The organism is Marinicella gelatinilytica, assembly GCF_026410405.1.
Lineage (GTDB): Bacteria > Pseudomonadota > Gammaproteobacteria > Xanthomonadales > Marinicellaceae > Marinicella > Marinicella gelatinilytica.
The window spans coordinates 292,242-318,910 of the sequence record NZ_JAPMLN010000001.1; the positions used below are offsets into that span (position 1 = coordinate 292,242).

The 26,669-nt window shown below is 42.2% G+C and carries 26 protein-coding genes and 1 tRNA gene; 9 read left to right on the forward strand and 18 right to left on the reverse strand.

What is annotated here, in order from left to right:
• Positions 1-78: 78 nt before the first annotated feature.
• The 15 genes from OS173_RS01165 to OS173_RS01235 form a co-directional block, all read right to left on the reverse strand.
• Positions 79-1,356: a choice-of-anchor Q domain-containing protein gene (locus tag OS173_RS01165; protein WP_267182441.1), complete on the reverse strand. Its 1,278-nt coding sequence runs from the start codon at positions 1,354-1,356 to the stop codon at positions 79-81.
• 570 nt (positions 1,357-1,926) lie between these two features.
• On the reverse strand, positions 1,927-2,406 hold the full coding sequence (locus OS173_RS01170; protein WP_267182442.1) for a UPF0158 family protein: 480 nt from the start codon (positions 2,404-2,406) through the stop codon (positions 1,927-1,929).
• A gap of 125 nt (positions 2,407-2,531) precedes the next feature.
• A complete protein-coding gene (locus tag OS173_RS01175) occupies positions 2,532-3,479 on the reverse strand; it encodes a hypothetical protein (protein ID WP_267182443.1) in 948 nt (315 codons plus the stop codon).
• A gap of 118 nt (positions 3,480-3,597) precedes the next feature.
• Complete coding sequence (pruA, locus tag OS173_RS01180) at positions 3,598-5,226, reverse strand: L-glutamate gamma-semialdehyde dehydrogenase (protein ID WP_267182444.1); 1,629 nt, start codon at positions 5,224-5,226, stop codon at positions 3,598-3,600.
• Between the two features lie 95 nt (positions 5,227-5,321).
• Positions 5,322-6,299 carry a malate dehydrogenase gene (locus OS173_RS01185; RefSeq protein WP_267182445.1) on the reverse strand — a complete coding sequence of 326 codons (978 nt, stop codon included), beginning with the start codon at positions 6,297-6,299 and terminating at the stop codon, positions 5,322-5,324.
• Positions 6,300-6,382: 83 nt separating this feature from the next.
• Positions 6,383-6,459 (reverse strand) — tRNA-Pro (locus OS173_RS01190).
• 363 nt (positions 6,460-6,822) lie between these two features.
• Complete coding sequence (locus OS173_RS01195; protein WP_188365322.1) at positions 6,823-7,176, reverse strand: MerR family transcriptional regulator; 354 nt, start codon at positions 7,174-7,176, stop codon at positions 6,823-6,825.
• Complete coding sequence (locus OS173_RS01200) at positions 7,154-7,462, reverse strand: integration host factor subunit alpha (RefSeq protein ID WP_267182446.1); 309 nt, start codon at positions 7,460-7,462, stop codon at positions 7,154-7,156. Before OS173_RS01200 ends, OS173_RS01195 begins: the two co-directional genes overlap by 23 nt.
• Positions 7,459-9,840 carry a phenylalanine--tRNA ligase subunit beta gene (gene pheT / locus OS173_RS01205; protein WP_267182447.1) on the reverse strand — a complete coding sequence of 794 codons (2,382 nt, stop codon included), beginning with the start codon at positions 9,838-9,840 and terminating at the stop codon, positions 7,459-7,461. The genes OS173_RS01200 and pheT overlap by 4 nt, the downstream gene beginning before the upstream one ends.
• A gap of 3 nt (positions 9,841-9,843) precedes the next feature.
• Complete coding sequence (gene pheS, locus OS173_RS01210) at positions 9,844-10,842, reverse strand: phenylalanine--tRNA ligase subunit alpha (RefSeq protein WP_267182448.1); 999 nt, start codon at positions 10,840-10,842, stop codon at positions 9,844-9,846.
• A 122-nt stretch (positions 10,843-10,964) separates the two neighbouring features.
• On the reverse strand, positions 10,965-11,321 hold the full coding sequence (gene rplT / locus OS173_RS01215) for a 50S ribosomal protein L20 (RefSeq protein WP_267182449.1): 357 nt from the start codon (positions 11,319-11,321) through the stop codon (positions 10,965-10,967).
• A gap of 13 nt (positions 11,322-11,334) precedes the next feature.
• On the reverse strand, positions 11,335-11,532 hold the full coding sequence (gene rpmI, locus OS173_RS01220) for a 50S ribosomal protein L35 (protein ID WP_267182450.1): 198 nt from the start codon (positions 11,530-11,532) through the stop codon (positions 11,335-11,337).
• Between the two features lie 152 nt (positions 11,533-11,684).
• Positions 11,685-12,191, reverse strand: a complete 507-nt coding sequence (gene infC, locus OS173_RS01225; RefSeq protein ID WP_267182451.1) for a translation initiation factor IF-3 — start codon at positions 12,189-12,191, stop codon at positions 11,685-11,687.
• A 39-nt stretch (positions 12,192-12,230) separates the two neighbouring features.
• Positions 12,231-14,138 carry a threonine--tRNA ligase gene (gene thrS / locus OS173_RS01230; protein ID WP_267182452.1) on the reverse strand — a complete coding sequence of 636 codons (1,908 nt, stop codon included), beginning with the start codon at positions 14,136-14,138 and terminating at the stop codon, positions 12,231-12,233.
• 82 nt (positions 14,139-14,220) lie between these two features.
• Positions 14,221-14,952 (reverse strand): pyridoxine 5'-phosphate synthase, encoded by a 732-nt coding sequence (locus OS173_RS01235; protein ID WP_267182453.1) that lies wholly within the window; start codon positions 14,950-14,952, stop codon positions 14,221-14,223.
• A 331-nt stretch (positions 14,953-15,283) separates the two neighbouring features.
• Between OS173_RS01235 and OS173_RS01240 the strand changes: the two genes are divergently transcribed.
• Positions 15,284-16,051, forward strand: a complete 768-nt coding sequence (locus tag OS173_RS01240) for a DUF3826 domain-containing protein (RefSeq protein ID WP_267182454.1) — start codon at positions 15,284-15,286, stop codon at positions 16,049-16,051.
• Here the strand turns inward: OS173_RS01240 and OS173_RS01245 are convergent.
• Positions 16,046-16,894 (reverse strand): tryptophan 2,3-dioxygenase, encoded by an 849-nt coding sequence (locus tag OS173_RS01245; RefSeq protein WP_267182455.1) that lies wholly within the window; start codon positions 16,892-16,894, stop codon positions 16,046-16,048. The genes OS173_RS01240 and OS173_RS01245 overlap by 6 nt on opposite strands.
• Positions 16,895-17,313: 419 nt before the next feature.
• Here OS173_RS01245 and pdhA point away from each other — a divergent pair, with 419 nt between their 5' ends.
• The 7 genes from pdhA (at position 17,314) to OS173_RS01280 (ending at position 23,517) form a co-directional block, all read left to right on the forward strand.
• Complete coding sequence (gene pdhA, locus OS173_RS01250; RefSeq protein ID WP_267182456.1) at positions 17,314-18,396, forward strand: pyruvate dehydrogenase (acetyl-transferring) E1 component subunit alpha; 1,083 nt, start codon at positions 17,314-17,316, stop codon at positions 18,394-18,396.
• Positions 18,389-19,369, forward strand: a complete 981-nt coding sequence (locus OS173_RS01255; protein WP_267182457.1) for an alpha-ketoacid dehydrogenase subunit beta — start codon at positions 18,389-18,391, stop codon at positions 19,367-19,369. The genes pdhA and OS173_RS01255 overlap by 8 nt, the downstream gene beginning before the upstream one ends.
• Positions 19,366-20,679, forward strand: coding sequence for a dihydrolipoamide acetyltransferase family protein (locus tag OS173_RS01260; RefSeq protein WP_267182458.1), 1,314 nt, complete (start codon positions 19,366-19,368; stop codon positions 20,677-20,679). The genes OS173_RS01255 and OS173_RS01260 overlap by 4 nt, the downstream gene beginning before the upstream one ends.
• Positions 20,680-20,839: 160 nt before the next feature.
• Complete coding sequence (locus OS173_RS01265) at positions 20,840-21,250, forward strand: HvfA family oxazolone/thioamide-modified RiPP metallophore (protein ID WP_267182459.1); 411 nt, start codon at positions 20,840-20,842, stop codon at positions 21,248-21,250.
• Positions 21,251-21,259: 9 nt separating this feature from the next.
• The gene (locus OS173_RS01270) at positions 21,260-22,114 is read left to right on the forward strand and encodes an HvfB family MNIO-type RiPP peptide maturase (protein WP_267182460.1); all 855 of its coding nucleotides are present in this window, start codon (positions 21,260-21,262) and stop codon (positions 22,112-22,114) included.
• Positions 22,092-22,838, forward strand: coding sequence for an HvfC family RiPP maturation protein (locus OS173_RS01275; protein ID WP_267182461.1), 747 nt, complete (start codon positions 22,092-22,094; stop codon positions 22,836-22,838). The genes OS173_RS01270 and OS173_RS01275 overlap by 23 nt, the downstream gene beginning before the upstream one ends.
• Positions 22,839-22,848: 10 nt before the next feature.
• Complete coding sequence (locus OS173_RS01280) at positions 22,849-23,517, forward strand: HvfX family Cu-binding RiPP maturation protein (protein ID WP_267182462.1); 669 nt, start codon at positions 22,849-22,851, stop codon at positions 23,515-23,517.
• A 210-nt stretch (positions 23,518-23,727) separates the two neighbouring features.
• Here the strand turns inward: OS173_RS01280 and OS173_RS01285 are convergent, their stop codons facing one another.
• Together OS173_RS01285 and OS173_RS01290 are read right to left on the reverse strand one after the other, a co-directional pair.
• Positions 23,728-24,840, reverse strand: a complete 1,113-nt coding sequence (locus tag OS173_RS01285) for an OmpA family protein (RefSeq protein WP_267182463.1) — start codon at positions 24,838-24,840, stop codon at positions 23,728-23,730.
• A gap of 151 nt (positions 24,841-24,991) precedes the next feature.
• On the reverse strand, positions 24,992-25,516 hold the full coding sequence (locus tag OS173_RS01290) for a cob(I)yrinic acid a,c-diamide adenosyltransferase (RefSeq protein WP_267182464.1): 525 nt from the start codon (positions 25,514-25,516) through the stop codon (positions 24,992-24,994).
• A gap of 81 nt (positions 25,517-25,597) precedes the next feature.
• On the opposite strand from OS173_RS01290, the gene gcvT reads away from it, so the two are divergent.
• Positions 25,598-26,668 (forward strand): glycine cleavage system aminomethyltransferase GcvT, encoded by a 1,071-nt coding sequence (gene gcvT, locus OS173_RS01295; protein WP_267182465.1) that lies wholly within the window; start codon positions 25,598-25,600, stop codon positions 26,666-26,668.
• Position 26,669: the final 1 nt, after the last annotated feature.

The window sequence follows — 26,669 nt, forward strand, 5'->3', positions numbered from 1 at the left end:
CCATTGTTTTCCAAGTTTAAATCAGGCAACCTTTTGAAAATGAACAATACGTCCCTGTATTGCTCATTAGAGGTAAACTTACATATCGTCTTCAAAACTATTTTTGAAAATGATATCGTTATCTAATTCAGTCAGTTCAACCGCACCCATATCGCAACCCGACCCTTGTGGTCGAAGTACCCCTCTTTGGTCGCTGGAAGTACAATCTCCCGCCAAAGCCGAGTCAACCGCTGAACCATTGGCTCCGGGCAATAAGGTCTCAGTGAAGCCGCCGTGGTCACCTAATGGGCTCAGTAATGGATCACTTGAGGTTGTGTCACTACAGGCACTGTTTGCAGGACAACCGGTTTCCAACACACTGTATTCAAAAATGCCGCTAAAATGACTCATATAGGCAATGGGATCATTATTCACTGCACTGTTGCCCCAAAAAATGGAATTAGTGACTAACACCACACTTGGATTATTCTCATTGGTACTAGCACCAATGGCACCACCACTATTGGAGGCCGCGTTTAAGTAAAAGGTGGTGTGATTAAAACTGGGATAGCTCTCAGCTATCCAACCACGGGTATGAACCGCGCCACTAACCATCGCTTCATTGCCAAAGAAAGTCACATTCTCAAATGATGGATTCACGCTGCCGGAATAACCATCGTTATAGACAGCACCACCATATAAATTCGCTTGATTCAAAATAAAACTGGAATCTTTGATTTGAGGATTAGCAACACCATTCCCATAACCACTGATATAGAGCGCAGCACCATATCTTGAGCTATTATCAATGAAAGTTAAATTGACCAATAGTGGACTGCACTCGGCATTCGTACCATCACAGAATAAACCGGCTCCTTTGGTATTTTGTGCAACACCGGTTACTTCGCCATAACCTTGGGTGATGGTAAAACCATTAATCTCAGTACTTGTCGTTATCGATCCATTTGCCGTTGTGCCATCCACAAACACCACATGATAACTGTTATCAGTTTCATCATTAATGTCACCAATATTACCCGACAGAATCGTTGGATATGCGCCCGGAACACGCTGGCTAGGCATTGACTCAGTGCCTTCAAAACCACCCAATAACCGCACAGCACGGTCAATCACAAAGCTCACATTCCGATCAGTTCCTGAAGTCGGATAATAAGTCCCCTGCTTAACCCAAATCTCAGAACAACCGGGATCTGCTAAAGCCGTGGTTAAATCCATCGTTTGTGACCAAGAACTGCCATTACCCGTTCCCGCCTCACTAACATGACAGGCCGAACCGGCCTGCACAGAACCGATTGACGCAACCGACAAAATCCCAAAGGTGGTCACTTGTAAATAACTGCATAGCTTATGTTTCATTGAATCCTCTTTAATTTAGATTGTTGATATTAATGAAGATTGTATGAAAAACGCGATTTCAGATTATGAAAAACCCCTGAAAAGATTCTGAAAATGTGCTGAATAACGTGAATTTAGCGTGTTTTTTATTAAAATTAATGAATTCTCACCCTACTCTTAAACTAAAGTCTAAAAAATAAATATAGATTAATCATGGACACGCTAAGGTATGCGTCTGGCGATTTAAGCAAAACATAAAAGCGTAAAACCTGCCTGGTGCTTCTCAGCTATATTAACTATTTCTCTAAGTCATTCGTGTTCTAAATAGTTAGGAGCTACTAGCATTTGTTCATTGGAATTTTTTTTAAGAAGACCATTATTATGAGAAGCAATTGCTTTTGAATTTTTTGGTTGCTCCTTGGACAAGCTGTGAGTGTTTACTTGTTTATCCGAGGTAGCACGGGCTTCGCCCACCCACAATAAGTCTTATGTTTTAAGGCTATTTATGTTGGGCGGAGCCCACCCTACTTGAATTCACTGAATTATAAAATTGTTAGACGCGCTGAATTAAGTGCTGGGTAAAGTGCATTGTTAGACATCATCTTCGGCTATGTCAAAGCCGTTATCCTCACACCAGGTTCGGGCAATCTCAGTGAATGCTTCGGTTTTGAACTTATACCATTCGTCAATTACACCGATGTCTAAGGCGGTGTCTTTAAAGCGTCGAAAGGCTTTACTTCCGGTTAAAGCGGCTTGCAGTTTTTGATTCTCGTTGGTATCAATCCGACTATTGGCAAAGGCGCGCATTATCTGGTATTCGTTTATCTCAAATTGAGATGGCAATTCGACCCAATCATCACCTGACTCAATGTCCTGGGGTTGAATAATTTCTTGTTTTTGGCACTCAGGCATCATCGCATCAACTTTATCCGAGTTCGATGATATTAAGAAATCTTCAAAGACAATTACAACGTCACCGTTGTTGACGTTAATGTAGGAAACCGACTCACTATTCTGAGTTTCAAAGGCATCTACGATGGCATTGAGATTAACCTTCACTTTTTTGGTCATTTCAAGTGGTATTTATCAATCAATTTAGCACATAGTACATCACAAAAAAGGCAGAAATACATATTTGGGATTAATTTCTGCCTTTTATATTTATGAAATCAAGGTATAAGACAGCCCGCTTGGCATCATTTCAAGCGAAAGGTTTCTATCAAAGAATCAAAGAGCGCTTTGGCATCAGTTTCTAAATCACTGCCTAACGCCAGTACCCTGTAATAGCCATTATTATCACGACCACGAATAAGTAACTGCCAACAGTCTAAGGGTTCTGATGTTTCGCTATCGGTGCCTGTGCTTTTAATAAAATAAGATTTTAAACCATTTATTTCACGCGATTGCTCCGACTTAATCGAGTCAAAGTCATAATACTTAATAGTTTTCAGTAGCTCAATATTTGTTGAGCGCAGAGAGCTGATTTCTGTGCCGTCTAAAGAAGGTACCACAATGATAACTGGCCAATCAGCGGGCGTACTGTGCTGCGGTGCACCCGTGCGTGATAGTTTAATCATTTTTCCTATATTACCGGGTTCACGGATTTCCCAGCCCGGTGTTACATTAAACTCAAAATCAACCAGATCAAAATCTTCGGGCGCCGGCATATCACGCCATTCAGCACTAATAATCGCATCTCGCAGCGCATCATAAACTTGGTCTTTTTGGTTTTTTAGATAGATGCCATTTAAAATCACTAATTCATGGTCACCCTCGATTAGACGAACGATTTTCTCCACCACACCGGCGGTGGTATTTTGTTGCAAGAAAACCAAACCAATCATTTGACTATTGATAAGCATGTCTTCACGACCAAGCATGGTCATGTTTTGTTTTTGTAATTGCGATTCAGAAAACATCTGTTGGCCCACATCATCCAATGAAACATCCTTTAACGGCATAACTATCAAAGATGATTTTGTGGCTACTTGTTCAAAACCGCTAAATCGTTTTGATTCGGTAAACCCTTTCGGTGGCTTTATAAAAATACCGGTACCTGGGACTTGTTCCAATGATGCCGTCTGGGCAAATATGGAGGCTGAAAACACCATCAAACACAGCATAATAATGAATTGTTTTTTCATGAGATTTATTTTTATTTTAATATGTTTAAATTGAGGTTTAAAAGAATCAATTGAGACCGTACTGAACGTTAAAAAAGGCGACCATTCGGCCGCCTTTAAGTCACCTATTCTGATTAAGTTATCCCAAGAATGGATAGCGGTAATCGGTGGCGGGTACGAAGGTTTCTTTAATGGTTCGGGGTGATAACCAGCGGTAGAGATTTAAGGCACTGCCGGCTTTATCATTGGTTCCGGAAGCACGGCCGCCACCGAAGGGTTGTTGGCCGACTACCGCACCGGTGGGTTTGTCGTTAATATAGAAGTTGCCGGCGGCGTGACGCAGACGATCGGCCATGTGATTGATCACATAGCGATCCTGGGCAAAGATACCGCCTGTCAGGGCGTACATGGAGCCTTCATCACATAATGTCAGGGTTTCCTCGAAATCTTTATCCTGATAGACATAGACGGTCAATACAGGGCCGAAAATTTCTTCTTCCATGGTTTTAAAACCGGGGTCGGTGGTGACAATCACGGTCGGTTCGATAAAATAACCGGTGCTTTTATCACAACCACCGCCAATAATAATGTCTGCATTATCAGCTTGTTTGGCGTGATCAATATAGGATTTAATTTTGTCGAATGACGGCTCATCGATAACGGCATTGATAAAGTTACCAAAATCACGGGTGCTGCCCATATTAAAAGATTTAACGTCTTTGATCAGTTGTTCTTTAATGTCTGACCAGAGTGATTCGGGTAAGTAGGCGCGCGAGGCTGCAGAGCATTTTTGACCCTGATATTCAAAGGCGCCCCGCGATAAGGCGGTGGCCACAGCCACCGGATTCGCCGAAGGATGGGCAAAAACAAAGTCTTTACCGCCGGTCTCACCAACAATGCGCGGATACGAACGGTAGTTATTGATGTTGTTACCAATTTCTTTATAAATATGTCTAAAGGTGCCCGTTGAACCGGTGAAATGCACACCGGCTAAATCAGGTCGGGTTAATAACGCCTCGCCGGCCACAGGACCGTCAGCAGCGACCATATTAATGACACCATCAGGTAATCCGGCTTCTTTAAAGACTTGCATAATCACGTGTGCCGACAGCATTTGAGTGCCGGATGGTTTCCACACCACAGTATTACCCAACATGGCCGGTGCCGCCGGTAAATTGCCGGCGATGGCGGTGAAGTTAAAGGGTGTAATGGCCAAGATAAAGCCTTCTAATGGCCGCCAATCCAACTGATTCCAGACACCCGGTGAAGACATGGGTTGTTCTGACATAATGTCTTCGTAAAAAGCGGCATTAAAGCGCAGGAAATCAATCAACTCACAAGCCGAATCAATCTCCGCCTGAAACGCATTTTTTGATTGACCGTGCATGGTAGCGGCATTAATGATATTGCGGTAAGGTCCGGCCAATAAATCGGCGGCTTTTAGAAATACCGCTGCCCGTGATTGCCAGGGTAAGCGTTCCCAATCGGCCTGCGCTTTTACAGCGGCATCGGCGGCTTGATTTAACATGGCTTTATCGGCTTTATAATAAGTACCTAGTACATGCTGATGGTTATGAGGCATGGTGACTTCGGCTTTGTTGTCGGATTTGACTGCTTGACCATTGATAATATTGGGAATATCGGTGTGCTGCTTCGCCATCTCGTCCATGGCATTTTGTAAAGAAATGGTTTCATCACTACCGGGACGGTATTCTTGAATCGGCTCGTTACTAACCGCAGGTGTTTGTGGGATGTTGGCTGAAATCATGGCTAAGTTCTCCATAAATTGATAAATAAAAAACACCGCCTGATGTGGTCATACCATCGGCGGTGCTCATAGTATTACATTGAAAAGTTGTCCGCCTACTTAAATAAGTGCTCGACCGCCGCGCGTTCTTCGCGTAACTCTTGGTTAGTGGCATCAATGCGTTGTTGTGAGAATTCGCTAATGGGTAAATCCTGTACAATGTTGTATTGGCCATTGGCACAAGTGACCGGATAACCAAAAATTACACCCGGCTCAATACCATAGCTGCCATCACTTGGGATGGCCATTGAGACCCAATCATTGTCCGCTGTACCCAATGCCCATGACTTCATGTGGTCAATGGCGGCTGAAGCGGCTGAGGCGGCACTGGATGCACCACGGGCTTTAATAATGGCTGCACCACGTTGCTGTACGGTTGGAATGAAATCGTTTTCATACCAGTCTTGATCAATGTTCTGAAGGGCTTCACCCTTGACTTTTAATTGAGAAATATCGGGGTATTGGGTTGATGAATGATTCCCCCAGATGGTCATATGGGTTATTTCATGGGTGCCCACAGAAAGTTTATTGGCCATTTGCGCAATGGCTCGATTATGGTCCAAACGAACCATGGCAGTAAACTGTGCCGGATTAATATCGGGGGCATTTTGTTGGGCAATCAGGGCATTGGTATTGGCCGGATTACCAACAACCAGAACTTTAATGTCCTTATTGGCATGGTTGTTTATGGCTTTGCCTTGTACGGAAAAAATCTCGGCATTCTTTTTCAATAAATCACTGCGCTCCATACCCGGTCCACGAGGCATGGCACCCACCAACAAGGCATAATCGGCGTCTTTAAAAGCAACGTTGGCATCATCAGTGGCGACAATATCGTGTAACAAAGGGAAAGCACAATCTTCTAATTCCATGACCACGCCCTGCACAGCTTGCATGGCCGGTGGAATTTCCAATAAATGTAGAATGACAGGTTGGTCATCACCCAGCATATTGCCGGCGGCGATTCTGAACAAAAGCTGATAACCAATTTGACCGGCAGCACCGGTTACAACGACTCGAACGGGTGATTTCATCATCATCTCCTTTATGCGGATTGTAGAATTTGAACTGACTAGTGCATCTATGCTTCGTACACTGTACTCAACTGACTGAAAATTGGTCGGAGCGAGAAGATTCGAACTTCCGACCCCCACAACCCCATTGTGGTGCGCTACCAGGCTGCGCCACGCTCCGAAACCAGGTGCGTATTCTAACACCTTTGGACTATGTTAGGAAAGATTTAGAATTGAATAAATAAATTAACCGGGTAATTAAATATTATTTAGGCTATGAGAAAATATGTTAAAAAGCCGTTGGTTACCGGCTTTTTTAATAGACAGAAGGAATTCGCAGTTGTCTTTTTATTAACCACAAAGCTCTCAAAGGTTTCCACAAAGGACACAAAGTCATTTATTCAATTATTTTCTCTTTGTGGACTTTGTGAATTCTTCGTGCTCTTTGTGGTTAAATTTCACTTCGGCAGGGTAAGATAATTCTCTAAGACACTGGTTACCGACCTGCGCCGGTAAGGCTGTTAAAAGTTGAGGTAGTAGTGATTTATTTCAGAATGCTGAGGATTTCTTCCAGTTCCTGCACAGTTTGCTGAATCACCTGATAGGATTTACTGGCTTCTTTTTCTTCAACCTGTCCGTTAAGTTTCTGCCGGGCACCATTAATGGTGTAACCGTGATCATACAATAAACTGCGAATTTGACGAATCATCATGACATCGTTCCGCTGATAATAACGGCGATTACCACGGCGTTTAACCGGATTCAAATTATCAAATTCGTTTTCCCAATAGCGCAGTACATGTTGTTTGACATCACATAAGTCGCTGACTTCACCAATGGTGAAATAGCGCTTAGCAGGGATTGGTGGTAGCGTTTTATTGTGTCCTTGATCCAGCATATGTTTCTATGGTATTCCTCAATTTTTGACCCGGCTTAAAGGCAACAACACGGCGTGCCGATATCGGTATTTCTTCTAAAGTTTTGGGATTTCTTCCAGGTCTTGATTTTTTGTCCCGTAATTCAAAATTCCCAAAGCCAGATAACTTGACACCATAACCATTTAACAATTGTTCTTTGATGGTATCAAAAAAAACACTCACAAACTCATTGGCCTCACGTTTATTTAAGCCCACTTCCATGTATAGGATTTCGGCTAAGTCAGTTTTTGTAATGGTTTCATTCATGTTCTGATAACTGCATTTAGATTTTGCTCTAAAAAGGATACCCCTTTTTCCACCAGTTTGTCCACTTCTTTATCCTCCAAAGTCCGATTATTTGCTTGAAAAATCAGCGCGATGGCAAAACTTTTGTATCCTTTTTCAATATGCTCACCTTTATAAACATCAAATAACAATAATTGTCGCAAAACATCACTTTCTGCAGAGATGGTTTGTTCTATACCCTGTTTGACTGTTCGCCAGTCTAAGCTATCAGGTAATTGAAGCGACAAATCGCGTCGTGTGCTTGGAAATTTAGTATCGGCCTGCCATAAAGGTAACCGACGTTGTTTAATATGTTCCCAGTTTAATTGAGCCACATAAATAGGTGTTTTAATTTTTAAACTATGGGTTATTGATGGGTGAACTTGACCCATGTGACCAATACATTCATTTTCTATAAAAATTTCAGATTGTCTGCCGGGATGTAAAAAATCCAGCTTACTTACTTGATAGTTAATTTCACCGGGTACTTGGGTGAGCAAAGAATCAACGTGACCTTTTAAATCAAAAAAATCGACTTGCCGGCTTGTATTGCCCCACTGTTCCGGTTGCACTTGACCGCATAAAGCCAAAATCAATACATCTTCTTGTTGCAATTCTTGATTGTCAACTTGATTAAAAACCTTACCCATTTCAAACATGGCCAGATCCAATTCACCATGTGCGCGATTGGCTTGTACGTTGGACAAAATACCAGGTAATAAGTGGGTACGCATCACCGCCAGTTCTTTGTTTAAGGGGTTAGCCAAGGCGTAGGCTTGCGCGTCAAGATAGCTATTTGATAATTGTTTTTCAGCCACAAAAGCGTAATTGATAACTTCTTGAAAACCCATGGCCACCAAGTGTTTTTTGATAGTCATTGGCACCACTTGTTGCTCAGGTGCTATGTGGATAACATCATCACTGTGCATTAAATCGGCTGGCATTTGATCATAGCCAACCACTCGCACAACTTCTTCAATCAAATCTTCAGCAATACTTAAATCAAATCGCCAACTGGGTGTTTTAATTGACCAACCAGACTGATGTCTGTCCACCTGAAAACCTAAATGTTCAAAAATTTCTGTGACACGCTCAAAAGGCACCTCAAAACCCAATACCCGTTTAAGGTGACTGGCTTCCAAATGAATGGTTTGCTGCTCAGGTATATGAGACTCATCACTTACTGTGGTGATTGGACCGGCTTGTCCACCACAAATTTCCAGGATTAAACCGGTGGCTCGTTCCATGGCTTGTTCTTGTAATTGCCAATCCACACCGCGTTCAAAACGCAGACTGGAATCAGTGTGCGTTCCTAAACGACGTGATTTACCCATAATCTGGGCAGCATCAAAATAGGCTGATTCAAGAATAATATCTTGGGTTTGTGGTTGCACGCCACTGTCCAGACCACCCATAACGCCGGCCACTGCCAATGCATTGTGCTCATCGGCAATCACCAAAAATGAATCATCTAAGACTGCTTCATTGCCATCTAACAGCATCAGCGTTTCTTTATCTTTAGCCATACGAACCACAATGCCGCCAGCAACTTTATCTCGATCAAATGCATGCATCGGTTGTCCAAGTTCCAACATCACATAGTTGGTCACATCGACCACGGGATGAATTGAGCGAATACCTGATTTTCTCAAGGCTTCTTTAAGCCATAACGGGGATTGTGCTTGGTTATTCAAACCGGTCAAAACACGACCACTATAGCGTGCGCAAGCTTGCGGTGATTTTATTTTTATGGTAACCGTGTCTTTAGTGGTTGCTGGTACTGTCTCTATAGCCGGTTCGAAATATTCAAGGTTATTTAATGTAGCCAACTCTCGCGCCACACCACGAACACAAAAGCAATCGGCGCGATTAGGGGTTAAATCAATGTCAATAATATGATCATCAAGTTGTAAATAATCTCTCATTGACTTGCCGACCGGCGCATCGGCGGGTAATTCCATTAATCCAGATCCCTCTTCGCTCAATCCTAACTCAACTTCCGAGCACAACATCCCAGCAGATTCTTCACCGCGAAGTTTAGATTTTTTTATTTTAAAATCACCGGGCAAAATGGCGCCAACTCGTGCCAGTGGCACTCTAATGCCGCTACGGGCATTAGGCGCTCCACAAACAATCTGTAGTTGCTTGTCTCCAGCATTTACTGAGCATATTTGTAATTTATCCGCATTAGGATGTGGCTTGCAATCAATGATTTCAGACACAACAACACCACTAAACTCACCACCGGCAGGTGTCACGTCATCAACCTCTAAACCCAGCATGGTTAATTGAGACACTGTCGTGTCAATGTCTTGCTTCAGGTCCACCCATTGATTTATCCACTGTTCACTTATTTTCATCCCTTAACCCCTAAATTGTTTTAAAAAACGTAAATCATTTTCAAAGAACTGGCGCAAATCTTGCACCCCGTAACGCAACATAGCAAAACGCTCAACACCTAAACCAAATGCAAAGCCGGTGTATTTGTCAGGGTTAATGCCACCAGCCTTTAAAACGTTAGGATGTACCATGCCACAACCCAAAACTTCTAACCAGCCTTCACTGCCGTCTTCTTTTTTCCAAGCCACATCAACTTCTGCTGAAGGTTCCGTAAAAGGAAAATAAGAAGGACGCAATCTGATCTCTAAATCATCTTCAAAAAAGGCGTTAACAAACTGATTTAAAACACCTTTTAGAGCTGAGAATGTCACATCTTCGGTGATAACCAATCCTTCAATCTGGTGGAACATCGGGGTATGGGTTTGATCAGAATCACTGCGATAAACCTTACCGGGCGCAATAATCTTAATCGGTGGCTCCATGGTTTTCATGGCGCGTATTTGTACCGGTGATGTATGGGTTCGTAATAAGTGGCCATCCGGAAAATAGAAGGTGTCGTGCATGGCTCTGGCCGGATGATGTGGCGGGAAATTCAAAGCTTCAAAATTATGATAATCATCCTCAACCTCCGGTCCAGTCACCACCTGAAAACCCACTTGTGAAAATAAATCGACGATACGTTCCATGGTTCGGGTCACAGGATGTAAACCACCCGTCATTCCCTGACGTCCGGGCAAGGTCACATCAATGGATTCAGCCATTAATCGCTGATTAAGTTCTGCAGCCATTAATTGTTCTTTGCGGCTTTGTATGGCTTTAAAGAGATTTTGTTTGGCTTCGTTGATGCTTTGTCCGGCTTGTTTACGCTCATCCGGCGGTAACTGTCCTAAATCTTTTAATGCCGTTGTAATAATTCCTTTTTTTCCGACAAATTGAACCCGCACTTCATCCAATGATTGCGTATTGTCGGCAGCATTCACTGACTTGATACCGTCTGATAATATTTTTTCCCAATGATTCACTTCACTTCTCTGGAGTTGAGGTAGCCACATTTAGTTGTGGTTATTAAATTGCAAAAAAAAGAGGAACCAGTGGCAACTGATTCCTCTTCTCATCATTTTAACTCATGCCCTTAAGGCATCAATTATGACAAAGCAGCTTTGGCTTGTTCCACAACAGCAGCAAATCCAGCTTTATCATGAACCGCCATATCGGCTAAGATTTTACGATCTAAAGAGATATCAGCTTTTTTCAAGCCATTAATAAATCGTGAATAACTTAAACCGTTAGTACGGGCACCCGCATTAATTCGGGTAATCCATAGTGCTCTGAAGGTTCTTTTGCGGTTACGACGGTCACGGTATGAATATTGACCGGCTTTAATAACCGCTTGTTTAGCCACACGGTAGGTTTTTCTACGCGCGTTGTAATAACCTTTGGCTAACTTAAGAATTTTTTTGTGTTTTTTACGGGCTTGTACGCCTCTTTTCACTCTGGCCATAATCTAACTCCTTTTATTTAGCGTAAGGTAATAAGCGTTCAATCACAGGTGCATCTGATTCATGAACAAGACAGGTACCACGTAAATTACGTTTTCGTTTTTGACTCATTTTAGTCAAAATATGTGAGCGATAAGCTTGTTTACGCTTAAAACCGCCCGCGGTTTTCTTAAAGCGCTTAGCAGCGCCTTTTTTGGTTTTAATTTTAGGCATGATGCCTCCTTTAGTTTAAATTTTATACTCCTGCAAGTTGCCGATTAAACGGCATTTCGGGGACTCGCAGGTCAGCTTCTTCTTTAATGTGTCTTCATGGCCACTTCTTTTTGCTGCGCAAAAAACCGTACTATGAAAACTTAAATGATTTGTTACTTGTCCGGTTTTGGTGCCAGTAACATAATCATAAATCGACCTTCCATTTTCGCTGGTCGTTGCTCAACAACCGCTTCATCCTGAACTTCTTCGACCACCCGATCCAACATTTGTGAACCGAGTTCTCGATGCGCTAATTCACGACCTCTGAACATAATGGTCACTTTGACCTTATTCCCTTGATCAATGAATTTTCGCAAATTCTTCATTTTGACTTGAAAATCGCCTTCATCTGTATTCGGCCTGAATTTGACCTCTTTCAGTTGAATTTTCTTTTGTTTTTTCTTGGACTGTTGGTTTTTTTTGGCTTGTTCAAACTTAAACTTGCCATAATCCATGATTTTACAAACCGGTGGTCTTGCTTTGGGTGAAATTTCCACCAAGTCTAAACCGGCTTCAGCAGCGAGTTTTCGCGCTTCATCGGTAGCCATAACACCAACCTGATCACCATTTTGGTCAATCAGTCTCACCTCAGGAATCTTAATTTGCTGATTCCTACGCACTTTTTCAGTTTTAGCGATTAGTCAATCCTCCTAAAAAATTTATAATTTATCTTTGATTTGAGTATTCAGTTTATCAATCAAAGCATTTAATGTCATCGAACCTAAATCGTCACCACTGTGCGTTCGCACGGTTACGGTTTGGTTTTCAAGTTCATTATTACCCACAATAACCAGATAACTGGTCTTGTTTAATGTGTGTTGGCGAATTTTATAGCCGATCTTTTCGTTTCTCAAGTCATAATTGGCCCGAAACCCCTGATTTTTCAAAGTTTTGGCAATTTTTTCGGCATATTCGGACTGTTGGCCGGTAATATTAAGCACAACCACCTGTGTTGGCGCTAACCACAGAGGTAAATCTCCGGCATGGTGCTCAATCAAAATACCAATAAAACGTTCAAATGAACCCAGAATCGCACGGTGTAACATCACCGGTACTTTTCGCTCGCTGTCTTCATCGACATAACTGGCATCTAGACGGCCCGGCATGGAAAAGTCCACCTGAATCGTGCCACACTGCCACACCCGTCCCAAACAATCTTTCAATGAAAACTCAATTTTAGGTCCGTAAAAGGCACCCTCACCCGGCAGCTCTTGCCAATCAATGTTTTTATCATCCAAGGCTTTGGCCAACGCCTGCTCTGATTTATCCCAGTCGGCATCACTGCCAACGCGATTTTCAGGCCGTGTGGATAAACGATAAATAATATCAGTAAATCCAAAATCAGTGTACACCTCATGCAATAAATCAATAAACTCTGCCACTTCGCGAGCAATGTCTTTTTCTTCACAAAAAATATGTGCGTCGTCTTGTACGAAACCCCGTACCCGCATCAAGCCATGTAAAGCACCAGATGGCTCATTACGATGACAAGAGCCAAACTCTGCCAGGCGAATTGGTAAATCACGGTATGATTTAAGACCTTGGTTAAAGACCTGAACATGACAGGGACAATTCATCGGTTTAATGGCAAACTGTCGACCTTCTGATGCCACCGAGAACATATCATCACCAAATTTATCGGCATGGCCGGAACGTTCCCACAAGCTATATTCAACAATCGATGGGGTATTGATTTCTTGATAATCTCTTTGCGATAGTTTTTCTCGCATATACCCACGAACAGTTTGATAAATTGACCAGCCACGAGGATGCCAAAAAACCATACCCGGCGCTTCTTCTTGAAAATGGAACAAATCCATTTTTTTACCCAATTTACGGTGATCACGATTTTCCGCTTCTTCCAGACGGAACAAATATTGTTTTAAATCCTTTTTATCGTGCCAGGCTGTACCATAAATACGCTGAAGCATGGCGTTGCGACTGTCACCCCGCCAGTAGGCACCGGCAACACTCATCAGCTTAAAAACTTTTAATTTGCCTGTGTTTGGCACATGCGGACCTCGGCACAAATCAGTAAATTCGCCTTGACGATATAAAGACAAAGTTTCGTCAGCTGGAATATCACGGATAATTTCGGCTTTATAGTGTTCACCTTTTTCTTCAAAAAAAGCAATCGCATCATCACGTGACATCTCAAAACGTTCAACCGGAAGCTTTTCTTTGACGATGCTTTTCATTTCAGCAGTGATTTTGGCCAAATCCTCATCACTGAATGGTTCGTCAGTGGCAAAATCATAATAAAAGCCATTGTCAATCACTGGACCGATGGTGACTTCAACTTCCGGAAATAATCGTTGAACCGCTTGCGCCATTAAGTGAGCAGCCGAATGACGTATCACTTCTAAACCTTCTTCTGACTGGCCGGTTATGATGGTTAAATCACTGTCTTCAGCAATTTTATATGATAAATCAACCATTTGATTATTAACACGGGCAGCCAATGCCGCCTGCGCTAAACCTGGGCCGATGTCTTCTGCCACTTCAGCAACAGTTAATGCTGATTCATATTGTCGTTGACTGCCATCAGCCAAGGTCACCGTAATCATGATAATTTAAATCCACTTAAGCCAAAGACATTATGCTCTTTGGCGGTTTGTAAAAGGAGCGAGATTATAACACGTAATATTTCTATGAATTGGCACATATTTGTAAATACTGTTTAACCACGATATCGACTCCCTGATAAAGGCTTTCGACGGTTAATGCATGGCCAATTGACACTTCTAAAATATGGGGTATAGTCAGAAATTCTGTTAAATTATTTAAATCTAAGTCATGTCCAGCATTAACACCTAACCCCAAACTTGTTGCTAATTGTGCTGCTTCAAAATATTGTGCCCAAATATCATCATAATCTCCATCAGCATAAGCATTTGCATAAGCTTCTGTATAGAGTTCTATGCGATCAACACCGGTTTTAGCCGCCAACTCGACTTGTTGACAATCAGGATCAAGAAAAATCGAACTTCGCACACCAATGGATTGTAACTGTTCGGCCAAAGTTTGAATACGATCAAAATGTTGGTGTAAATCCCAACCATGATCTGATGTCAATTGATTTGGTGAATCAGGCACCAGTGTGCACTGATGAGGCCGGGTTGCCAGAATCAGCTGCAAAAAACGCTCATCAGGATACCCTTCGACATTGAGCTCAACGCCAGAAAAAGCGCCCACCAGTTCGCGTAAATCGTGTACATCTTGGTCTTTGGTATGACGCTGATCTTGTCGTGGATGTACCGTTAAGCCCTGAACACCCAGATCAATTAAATGGCGTCCATAGGCCACCACTTGCGGATAATCGCGTCCTCGAGAATTCCTTAGTAAGGCAATTTTGTTTAAATTAACACTCAGTGCAGTCATGACTGATAAAGATTAATAGGTAAAAAACTGAATTTTAACGCATCTTGTCACAAGATGGCACTGATAGAGGTGAAATCACAGGAACTTAAAACGAAAAAAGGCGAGCACAATACAGAGGGAAAACGTCAACCCACAAAACTCTGTATTGGCCCACCGCTTTTGGGTATGCATATAGATAACCCATTTTGGAGATTTTTATATTATACCTCCCCTAAAAGCTGTCACATTATGCGAAATGAGATAGTCAATGCGTACTCGCTTAAGGTGGAATCTATTGTACATATTTTTAACACCGTGCTAATATTGTGTACAAATATGCGCACAAAAAATTATGACAAACCCCCAAACCCACCTGGTCCAATTACAAAAAGCACTGATACCTGTGTCAAGAATGGTTATCAAGTTTGGACTACAATGCCATGAATTCAAAGACAATATTGAATTTGCTTACATCCAAGCGGCCAAAGAACTGCTCCATGAAGAACAACGACCCATCACCAGTCAAGCGATTGCCGTCAAAACCGGAATCGATCGGCGAAAAGTAGCAGAATACGTCCAACAAAAGGGCAACAGAAAAGGTTTTAACAAGATGGATTTGGTGATTTTAGCACTCCAAAAATGTAAAGCTGGCGGGCAAAAAAAACTGAGTTCAGCCCGCTTAAGCCAAATCATTGACAGCATTTATGGCCAACATATCCGTGCAAAGGCCATTATCACTGAATTGATTCAGGCCGAAATGATTACACCTGACAAATCACACTATCGCATCACTGACGTACTGCATCAGAAATTATCATTACAAGCTGAACTGGCGGATGAAGTTGACATCACCACTCAGCGTTTATTTGAAACATTTTATAAGAAAATGTTCGGTGAAAATGATGTTTCATTAAATCAAAAAACTGTGCAGTCCAGCAAAATCCCGCCACGCAAACATGCAGAAGTTCATACTTTACTAAATCAACTATTAACAGATTTCCAAAATCAAGTTGAATCGGTATTAGATGAGTATGCCGTCAATGTCGCAGAAAACACCTACCCTAAAATAGGTATCAATCAGTTTCAATTTAGTGAAAACGCAGAGAAGCAACCGTCATAAAGCTGTTCTTAATTTTAATAATTCAGGGAAAAAGGTTAAATCCAAGGCCTTTTTTAAAAAACCAACACCAGAGGAGCCACCACTACCGGTTTTGAAACCAATGATACGTTCCACTGTTTTCATGTGTCGAAATCGCCATAATTGAAAAGACTCTTCCACGTCAACCAACTGTTCACATAAGGCATATATGGACCAATGCTCTTCAGGATACCTATAAACATCCACCAATGCATTCATGAGTGACTCATTGTATCGATGTGGTTGCCTATAATCTCGGTTAACCAATTCTTTATCAAGCGGGTAACCGTGATTGTATAAATAATGTATAAATACATCATAAATACTCGGTGATTCTAATACCTCCTGCAATACCTCTCTTGATTTGGAGCCTTCGGGAAAAACTGATAACATTTTTTCATTTTTATTACCCAGTAAAAATTCAACCTGACGATATTGAACTGACTGAAAACCTGAAGCATTACCAAATACCCCACGAAATTGTACATATTCACTGGGCGTAAGGGTTTCCAAAACCGCCCATTGTTCAAATAGTTGTTTTTGAATTTGTTTAACCCGTGCTAAAATCTTAGAAGCCTTACCCAAACGCTCTTCTTGAACCCACGCTATCGCTGCTTTTAGTTCATGAATAATCAATTTCATCCATAATTCAGAAGTCTGATGCTGGATAATAAACAGCATTTCATCATGATGCTCGGGATTGCTTAGTGGTTTTTGTGCCGACAACAAACGATTCAAATATAAATAACCACCATAGTTTTTACGCTCAGATAAATCTAACTTAATGTCTGCTTCTAAATTTCTGATGTTATCATCTTGACTCATTTCTATACCTAATAATTAATGTAAGGCGTTATTGTAGAATCTTGATAACGATTTCGCATTGTTTCATATCAAAATCTCACCATTAAAGCGATAAAATAATTATCATCATTACTAATAGCGACCTTTTGTGATTGTTCATCTTCTAAATCAGTGACAATGTGCCAATATATAAAACACTGCACCAGCTTACTTTATTATTTAGTGTGATTAACTTATAATACACTCCGCAAAAAAGGTTGCAAACAACAACCACTATTTATAATGTATGGCCCTCATAACAGGACGATTTAACAACCGACAATATGTCGGTTTAATAACCCGGGCCTGCTATCTGCCAGCAGAACTTCTTAGATAATAGCTATGCTATTCAAATTTGGCTGGTTAGATGATAACCAATCCAACATATTCGGAGAGTGAAATTGACTACAGTTGCCTCGTTCAATATCGACTACTTACAATACCTCACCCCTAACGGTGAGTTGGTGGGGGACAAAAAACCTCGTATTGCCACTGATTTTGAAAAGCTCAAATCCATTTATGAGCTAATGGTCTTAACCCGTACTTTTGATAGTAAAGCGGTGGCTTTACAACGCACCGGTAAGCTTGGTACCTATGCCTCTTGTTTAGGTCATGAAGCGGTTCATATCGGCATCGGTTCTGCCATGGCAGAGTCTGATGTTTTTGCCCCCATGTACCGTGAATATGGTGCTCAATTTTATCGTGGTGTAAAAATGTCTGAAGTACTCAATTACTGGGGCGGTGATGAACGCGGTAGTAATTTTTCCGGACCACAGCATGATTTTCCTTGGTGTGTACCAATTGCCACCCAATGCACCCATGCCGCCGGTGCTGCCATGGCCATGAAACTACGTGGCGAAAAACGGGCTGCTGTTTCAGTGGTTGGTGACGGTGGTAGCTCTAAAGGTGACTTTTTAGAAGCCATTAACGCCGCCAGTGCCTTTACGTTGCCGATGGTGTTAATGATTGTGAATAACCAATGGGCCATCTCTGTACCACGTAAAAAACAATCCGCGGGACGAACTCTGGCACAAAAAGGTCTGGCCGGAGGACTACCATCCCTTCAGGTGGACGGCAACGACTATATCGCTGTGTACACAGCTGTTCGAGCTGCTTTAAAACGGGCTTATGAGGGCAAAGGTGCCACCGTTATTGAGGCCATTACCTATCGGCTCAGTGATCACACCACTGCCGATGATGCCAGCCGTTATCGCCCGGATGATGAGGTTGAAAATGCCCGTCAATTCGAACCCATTAAGCGCATGCGTAAATATTTAATGAGTAACAAACAGTGGAATGAACAACTGGAAAACCAATTACTAGAAACCAGTAAAAAAGAAGTTGAAGAAGCCGTTGATGAGTATTTAAGCAGTGGCAACCCCGGAGTTGCTTCAATGTTTGACTATATGTTTGCAGACATGCCGCATACTTTAGAAGCGCAGAAACAATATGCCCTGGATTTAGAGGAGAAGTCAAATGGCTAAAGTGACCTTAGTTGAAGCGGTTACCATGGCAATGGACCATGAACTTGGACATGATAAAGATGTCGTCATTATGGGCGAAGATGTGGGTATTAATGGTGGCGTTTTTCGTGCCACCAAAGGACTGGCTCAAAAGTATGGTGAAGACCGTGTGATTGATACACCACTGGCTGAAGCCATGATTGCCGGAATGGCAGTAGGTATGGCCACTCAAGGGATGAAGCCGATCGCGGAAGCACAATTTATGGGGTTTATATATCCCATGGTGGAACACATTGTCTGTCATGCAGCACGCATGCGTAACCGGACTCGTGGACGCTTAACCTGTCCTTTGGTTATTCGCGCCCCATACGGCGGCGGCATTCACGCACCTGAGCATCATTCAGAAAGTACTGAAGCTTTATTTGCACATATTCCTGGTTTACGGGTGGTCATTCCGTCCTCCCCTACCCGCGCTTACGGCTTGCTATTGGCCGCCATTCGCAGTCCGGATCCGGTTATCTTTTTAGAACCCAAGCGTATCTATCATTGGAGTAAAGAAGAAGTTGAAAATGATGGTGAGGAGTATCCATTAGACATGTGTTATGTCATCCGTGAAGGTGAAGATGTGACCTTAGTGACCTGGGGTGCGATGATGAAAGAAACCTTAGAAGCGGCTGACAAGCTTGCTGAACAAGGTATTTCAGCTGAAGTTATTGATGTCGCCACCATTAGTCCGCTTGATATGGACACCATCGCTGAATCAGTGGCTAAAACCGGTCGCTGCGTGATTGTTCAGGAAGCTGCACGTCACTGTAGCTTATCGTCAGAAATAGCCGCCAATTTAGCGGATCAGGGTTTGTATGATTTACAAGCACCCGTAAAACGGGTAACCGGCTATGACGTCATCATGCCATTGTTTAAAATGGAGAAAAAATATATGCCAACCACTGAACGTATTTTGCAGGCAGTTAATCAAGTATTGGAGGTTTCATGAGTATTTTTAAATTACCTGATTTAGGGGAAGGTTTACCGGACGCAGAGATTGTTGAGTGGCATGTTAAGGTGGGTGACAAAGTCACTGAAGACCAGCCAATGGTCTCCATGGAAACAGCCAAAGCAGTTGTTGACGTACCGGTGCCGGTTACCGGAACAGTTAAAAAGTTATATGGTGAACCGGGTGATGTTATTGATACCGGAGCACCCTTAATTGAATTTGATACCGGTGATGGAGCCATTGAAGAGCCTGCTGTTGACGATGAAAAAGACTCACCAACTAAGTTGCGTGAAGAAGCCGAGCAAGTTTTAATGGATCTTGATAAAGAAGAATCCCAGCAAACAAGCACCGAACAACCGGCAGCCGCAAGCAAACAAGGCACCGTAGTCGGCCAAATGGAAACCTCTGATACCGTTCAAGATAGCATGACCGATTTCGGTGGCAAAAAGGCCGCACCTGCGGTACGGGCATTAGCCAAAAAACTAAAAGTTGATTTAAGCCTGGTTGAAGCCACCGGTACAGGCAGTGTGATTCGACCCAGTGATGTTAAGAAAGCGGCCCAATCGGGTCAGGCTAAAGCTTCAGAATCACCTAAATCCACTGTCAAACAACAAGTCACCACTGAAGCCCCAACAGTCGCAACTAAGCCAAGTCAACCAAAAGTCCAGGCTGATGATAACTGGCAGCAGGTCAAAGGTTCACGTCGCACCATGGCTCGGGTTATGCAAAATGCCCATGTCACTGTTGTACCAACCACCATTATGGATGATGCCGATATTCATGCTTGGCAAGCCGGTCAAGATATCACCGTACGTTTGATACGCTCTTTGGTGGTTGCCGCCCAAGCTGAACCGGCTTTAAATGCCTGGTTTGATGGTGATAAATTGGCCCGCAGAATCATTTCTCATGTGGATATTGGTATTGCAGTAGACACTGAAGACGGTTTATTTGTGCCAACCATGCGAAACTGCGAAAGCCTGTCCCCACAAAAAGTCCGTGAGGAAATGAATGTTATTAAAGAACAGGTTAAATCGCGCAGCATACCGCCGGAATCCATGAAGGATTACACCCTCATGTTATCCAATTTTGGGGTTTATGCCGGTCGCTATGCAACGCCCATAATTACACCTCCCTGCGTGGCAATTGTGGCTGCTGGCAAGCTACGTCATGAAGTGGTTCCGGTCATGGGTGGTATGGAAGCACATCGCACCATCCCGTTATCATTAACTTTTGATCATCGCGCTGCCACCGGTGGTGAAGCCGCCCGATTCTTGGCTGCCATGATTAAAGATTTACAAAAAAGCCAATAACTGTTTTTGTAAATAAATTGTTAAAAATAGCCCGACTACGATTAGTTGGGCTTTTTTTTATCTAATTTTCATGGCAATAGTCTTAACTTTTCATGCTACCATGACTTACGGTCATTTATACTTGGCCTTAAAACTACTCAACTTATGACAGGACATGTTTATGAAAAACAATAAATTTAATGCAGTTAATATCGCCTTAGCAGGCGCAGTTGGTGTGATTGGTGCTGGTGCACTGTCATCAGATGTGAACCCATTTAATCAACAGGATCTTAGCGACGGTTATAACAACAAAAATACCACACTATTGGGTAAAATAGCCATAGGCGAAGGCAAATGTGGTGAATCTAAAGCCAAAGATGAGAAACATGCCGAAGGTAAATGTGGCGAAGGCAAGTGCGGTGAAACTAAAAGCAAAGATGAAAAACACGCCGAGGGAAAATGTGGCGAAAGCCATGCCAAAGATGACAAAAATGCTGAAGGCAAATGTGGTGAACACAAAGCCAAAGACGATAAAAATGCTGAAGGCAAATGTGGTGAAGGGAAATGCGGCGAAGGCAAGTGCGGTCACTAACTTTTTAACATGAAACTCTCACAACTTTCCGGTGCCGGATTGGGCCTTCGTCGAGCCTTTATTCCGGCATTGGAATCCTCCAAAAACCTGTCCGATATTGACTTTTTAGAAGTGGCGCCTGAAAACTGGTTAAAGTTAGGTGGCCGCTCTCGACAAACTTTTGATCGGTTGGCTGAACAATTCCCCATTGTATTACATGGTTTGTCGTTATCTATTGGTGGCCCTGATGATTTAGACCTAACGCTTATACAATCGGTTAAACAATTTAAAGAACAATACCAATGTCCACTTTACACCGAACACCTATCATACTGTACAGATGGCGGTCATCTTTATGATTTAATGCCCATTCCATTCAATGAAGAACGTGCACAATATGTCATTGACCGTGTAAAGCAGGTACAAGATATAATGGGCGAGCGCATGGCACTGGAAAATGCCTCTTATTATTTACGTCTACCCGGCAGTGACATGACTGAGTTGGCATTTATATTGACCATTTTAGAACAAGCGGATTGTTATCTTCATTTAGATGTTAATAATGTATACGTTAACAGTATCAACCATGGTTATGATGCCCAATCATTTATACGACAACTACCGACAGAACGTATCGTTTATGGTCACATCGCCGGGCATGAACAAAAAAGCAAAGATTTGATTATTGATACCCATGGTAGCGAGGTTATTGATCCGGTATGGAGTTTACTTGAATATAGCTATCAACAACATGGTGTATTCCCTACTTTACTGGAACGAGACTTTGACTTTCCTGAATTAAGCACATTATTGGAAGAAGTTAATCACATCAAACATATTCAAATGATCAGCCAAAGCAAACATGTCAGACAGTCACAAGGTTAAAGATCTGCAAAAGGCTTTTGCAGCGCACATCAGAAATCCACAACGTTATCCCAAACCAGATGGCATTGATGAACACCGCATGCAGGTCTATCGGGACTTGTTTTTTAATAACATCAGCGCACTCATTAAGCAGACCTTTCCGGTTTTAAACTCACTTTATAACTCGCAACAATGGTCAGTACTTATACGAGATTTTTACCAAACCCAACACAATAAAACACCCTATTTCACCGAAATTGCCGGCGAGTTTTTGCTTTATTTAAAACAACATTCATTCGACAAAACCCGACCATATATCTATGAATTAGCACATTATGAGTGGCTTGAATTAAAGTTGCAAAAAGCCACACACCAACCAGAATTTAAAAAAATAAAACCCGCACAGTTATTAGATAAAACACCAATCATTTCGCCTTTGGTTCAGGTCCACAACTATCACTATCCAGTACACCAAATTGGCCCTCAATATCAACCGCAAGAAAGCCAAAACATAACCCATCTACTGGTTTGGCGAGACCGTGATTACACAATTCATTTTGCTGAATTAAACACACATTCAAACAATTTATTAAAAAAATTACAAAACCATGATTTAACCGGACGCAATACCATTTTATCTGTGTTTGCAAAGTCGGCGACAATGTCTGAAGATAAAATCATTGAATTTGGTCATCAACAACTGCTTAAATGGTCACATCAGGACATCATTATCAGCACCCAATAGAGGCACAAATATGAAAGCAATACAAAGTCTACAAAATATATGGCACCCTGTTAAAAGCCGACTCAATGCTGCTGGACACTGGCTACCGCCTTTTTTTCTAAGGGCCTTATTATTTTGGGAGTTTTATGGTGCCGGTGTCGGTAAACTTAATGGTGAAAATTGGTTTGATTCCATACAGCAAAATTTCCCACCCATTTTTAGATCACTTGATTCCAATACATTATGGCTTATGGCTGCATGGGGTGAAACAGTCTTTGCCCTATTACTGCTGGTTGGTTTATTTACCCGCTTTGCTGCCATGAGTTTAATCGTTATAACAGCCGTGGCAGTATATGCCGTCCATTGGCCTGAAGCTTACGATGGCTTGTCACAATTATGGCAAGGTTACGCCATTAGTAACGATGGCTACGGGAATTTTAAATTACCTTTAATATTCATTGTTATGCTGTTGCCACTGGTATTTTCCGGTGCGGGGAAATTAAGCTTGGATTACATGTTCACATATTTAGCCGGCACAGGAACACGGCCATCACAACAATCTGATTTTATATCTAAAGGGCTTGGGTTATTGGTATTCACCTTACCATTGATGTTCTTTTTCCCTGTATTGGCGCTTATTTTAGGCTTATTAGGTATCTTGTTGATTCTTGGAAATGGTTTTATAACACCTCAGGAATAAACGCATGGATTTTGTATGTAAAACTATGTGCTTCGGCCTGCCGCTGAATACTTCTGGTCCGAACTGAAACCATCAGCAGACCATGCTAAGAAAAGACATTAAGTACAAGGAACTCAATTATTACCTACCACAACCCAAATTAACTTTAACACAAAAAAAAGGCCACTTTCAAAAGTGGCCTTTTATTCTTTAACTGAGTTAAATTATTGATTAATTTTGAATTTGTAACTCAGTGCGTCGGTTGCGTTGACGTCCTTCATCGGTTTCATTGGTGGCAATCGGACTATTCTCACCGTAGCCTTTCCAAGTCATGCGATCTGCTTCAACACCTTTATCAACCAAGTAGTCGTAAACAACTTTGGCACGACGCTCAGATAAATCCTGATTATAGCTTTCGGCACCGACTGAATCAGTGTGACCGGCCACTTCAACCAGAATAGTACCGTGCTCGCCCATAGTTTTAACAGCTGCATCTAAAATTTTAATCGACTCAGGACGTAATGTGGCTTTATCAAAATCAAAGTGTACACCTTGTAACTCAATCACCACTTGTACTTCACAGCCGTCCTTATCAACCACAGCACCAGCTCTGGTATCTGGACATTTATCACGTGAATTAGGTACACCATCGTTGTCATCATCACCATCTGTAATTGGGCAACCGTACTCATCCACTTCAACACCGGCTGGTGTATTTGGACAACGATCCATTTGATCGCTGACACCATCACCGTCAGAATCCAACTGTGGTGCCGGCTCAACAGGCTCAGCAGGCGCTGCCTGGCGGGCTTCACCTAAGGCAATACTTACGCCCATAGAAAACATGTAATCATCATAACTGCTGGCGGTATTGGTGTAATCATCGGTGTCAAGACGATATTTAATTTCACTGATGAAATCCATACGATCAGTCATGGTTTTACGAAGACCAACACCTAAATTCAACATCCAATCATCAGAACTAACTCTTGGTTCCTGACCGTCATGATCTAATAACCCGGCTCCCATAGCAATAAAAGGACGTAAGCTTTCACCTTCATTAAAATGATAGCGAGCCATTAAACCGTAACCGGTTTGCTTTAATGAGCCTGGACGTGGGTCTTTGGCAAATCTGGCATGATCAATTTCAAAGTCCAAGGTCCAATTTGGGTTAATAAATTTACCAATACCAATACCTGCGCCGAATTGAGATTCAATGTTCTTTTCGCTGTCGGTGGCGGTAAAGTTAATGGTCGGTGACAAACGCCAACGATCATCATAATCTTGTGCCAATGCCGTACCTGCTAAGGCCGACAAAGATAATCCTAACAATATTTTTTTCATAGACGACTCCTCTCGTTTAAAGTTTGAAAAAATGAATTTTACCATATTCAGCTAAATTTCCCCATAAATCTTTGAATTAGCAATAAAAAAACATAATTGTGTCACAAATTAGTCACTAATTAAGCATATATAAACTCGTACAAGTCTTAATTTATTGATTCTGTTGCCAAAAAACCTCTTGTTTCTTATTTAAAGCCCGTGCCAACACAAATAAATAATCAGATAAACGATTTAAATAATGCAGTACTTCAATTTCAATGTCATGCTTTTCAGCCGCCAGCCAAACATGTCGCTCAGCACGACGACAGATACTTCGTGCCAAATGAACATGTGAGCCGATTCGATTCCCGGCCGGTAAAATAAATTGTTTGATGGGTGTCAATTCTGCCTGAAAGGCATCAATCCATTGTTCCAATTGTTGCACTTGTCTTTGCTTAATTGGATTGTCTTTAAATTGCGCAACTTGAGCCCCAATATCAAACAAATGGTGCTGTATAACGGCTAACTGTGCATCAATATCAGCTTGCGGCTGATCGGCCCGAATCAGACCGACATGGGCATTAAGCTCATCAATATCACCTATGGCCTCCACCAAATTCTGGTGTTTTCCTATACGTGTGCCGTCAGCTAATCCGGTTTCGCCGGCATCTCCACTACGTGTATAAATTCTGGCCATTATGTTAAACTTTGGTTGCAGTTAATAAGCTCTTTAGAGTATAGTTCGACTGGAATTTTTTCAATCAATTTTTAATTAAACATGAATAAAACAGGCTTGTATCAAGCGCACCTTGATGCCGGTGCAAAAATGGTTGATTTTGGTGGCTGGCAAATGCCCATCAACTACGGCTCACAAATTGAAGAACATCATGCAGTTAGACAAGAATGCGGCATGTTTGATGTGTCTCATATGACTGTTATCGATGTTAAAGGAAAGGATGCCACCACATTTCTCTATCGGCTATTAGCCGGTGATATCACCAAAACAAACACCAATCAAGCCTTATACAGCACCATGCTCAATGAGCAAGGTGGTGTAATAGATGATTTAATTGTATACAAATTGGCCGATGATAACTACCGCATTATCTCCAATGCCGCCACCCGTGATAAAGACATGGCATGGATTTCTAAACAATCATCCGATTTTGACGTCAATATAAAGGAACAAACCGACTTAGCCATTATTGCTGTACAAGGTCCGGAAGCCGAACAGCAGCTACAACCACTACTCAATATCGATTTATCATCCTTAAAGAAATTTTATGCCGACCAAGACCAATCCTATTTTATTGGTCGCACAGGCTACACCGGTGAAGATGGTTTTGAAGTGGTCTTACCTGTAACCGATGCCCCGGTCTTTTGGCAAAAACTATTGGATACAGGTGTAAAACCTTGTGGTTTAGGTGCACGCGATACGTTACGCTTAGAAGCTGGTATGCATTTATATGGCCAAGATATGGATGAGGGTATTTCACCGATTAATTGCGGATTGGCTTGGTCAGTGCGGAAAAAAGACCACGACTTTATTGGTGGTGACATCATCGCTAAGCAACGTCAACAAGGCAGTGAAACCAAATTAGTGGGATTGGTGCTTGATGGCCGAGGTATTTTGCGCCATGGACAAATCATCAGTGATGATAACAATGACATCGGCATCATAACCAGCGGCGGCTATTCACCAACCACCGAGCAAGCAATCGCTTTTGCTCGCATACCCAAAAACAACCAAGACAAACAGCTCTATGTCAGTATCCGCAATAAAAAGCTGCCTTGTCGTGTTGTTAAATTACCTTTCGTTAGAAACGGACAATCATTATTAGAGGAATAAA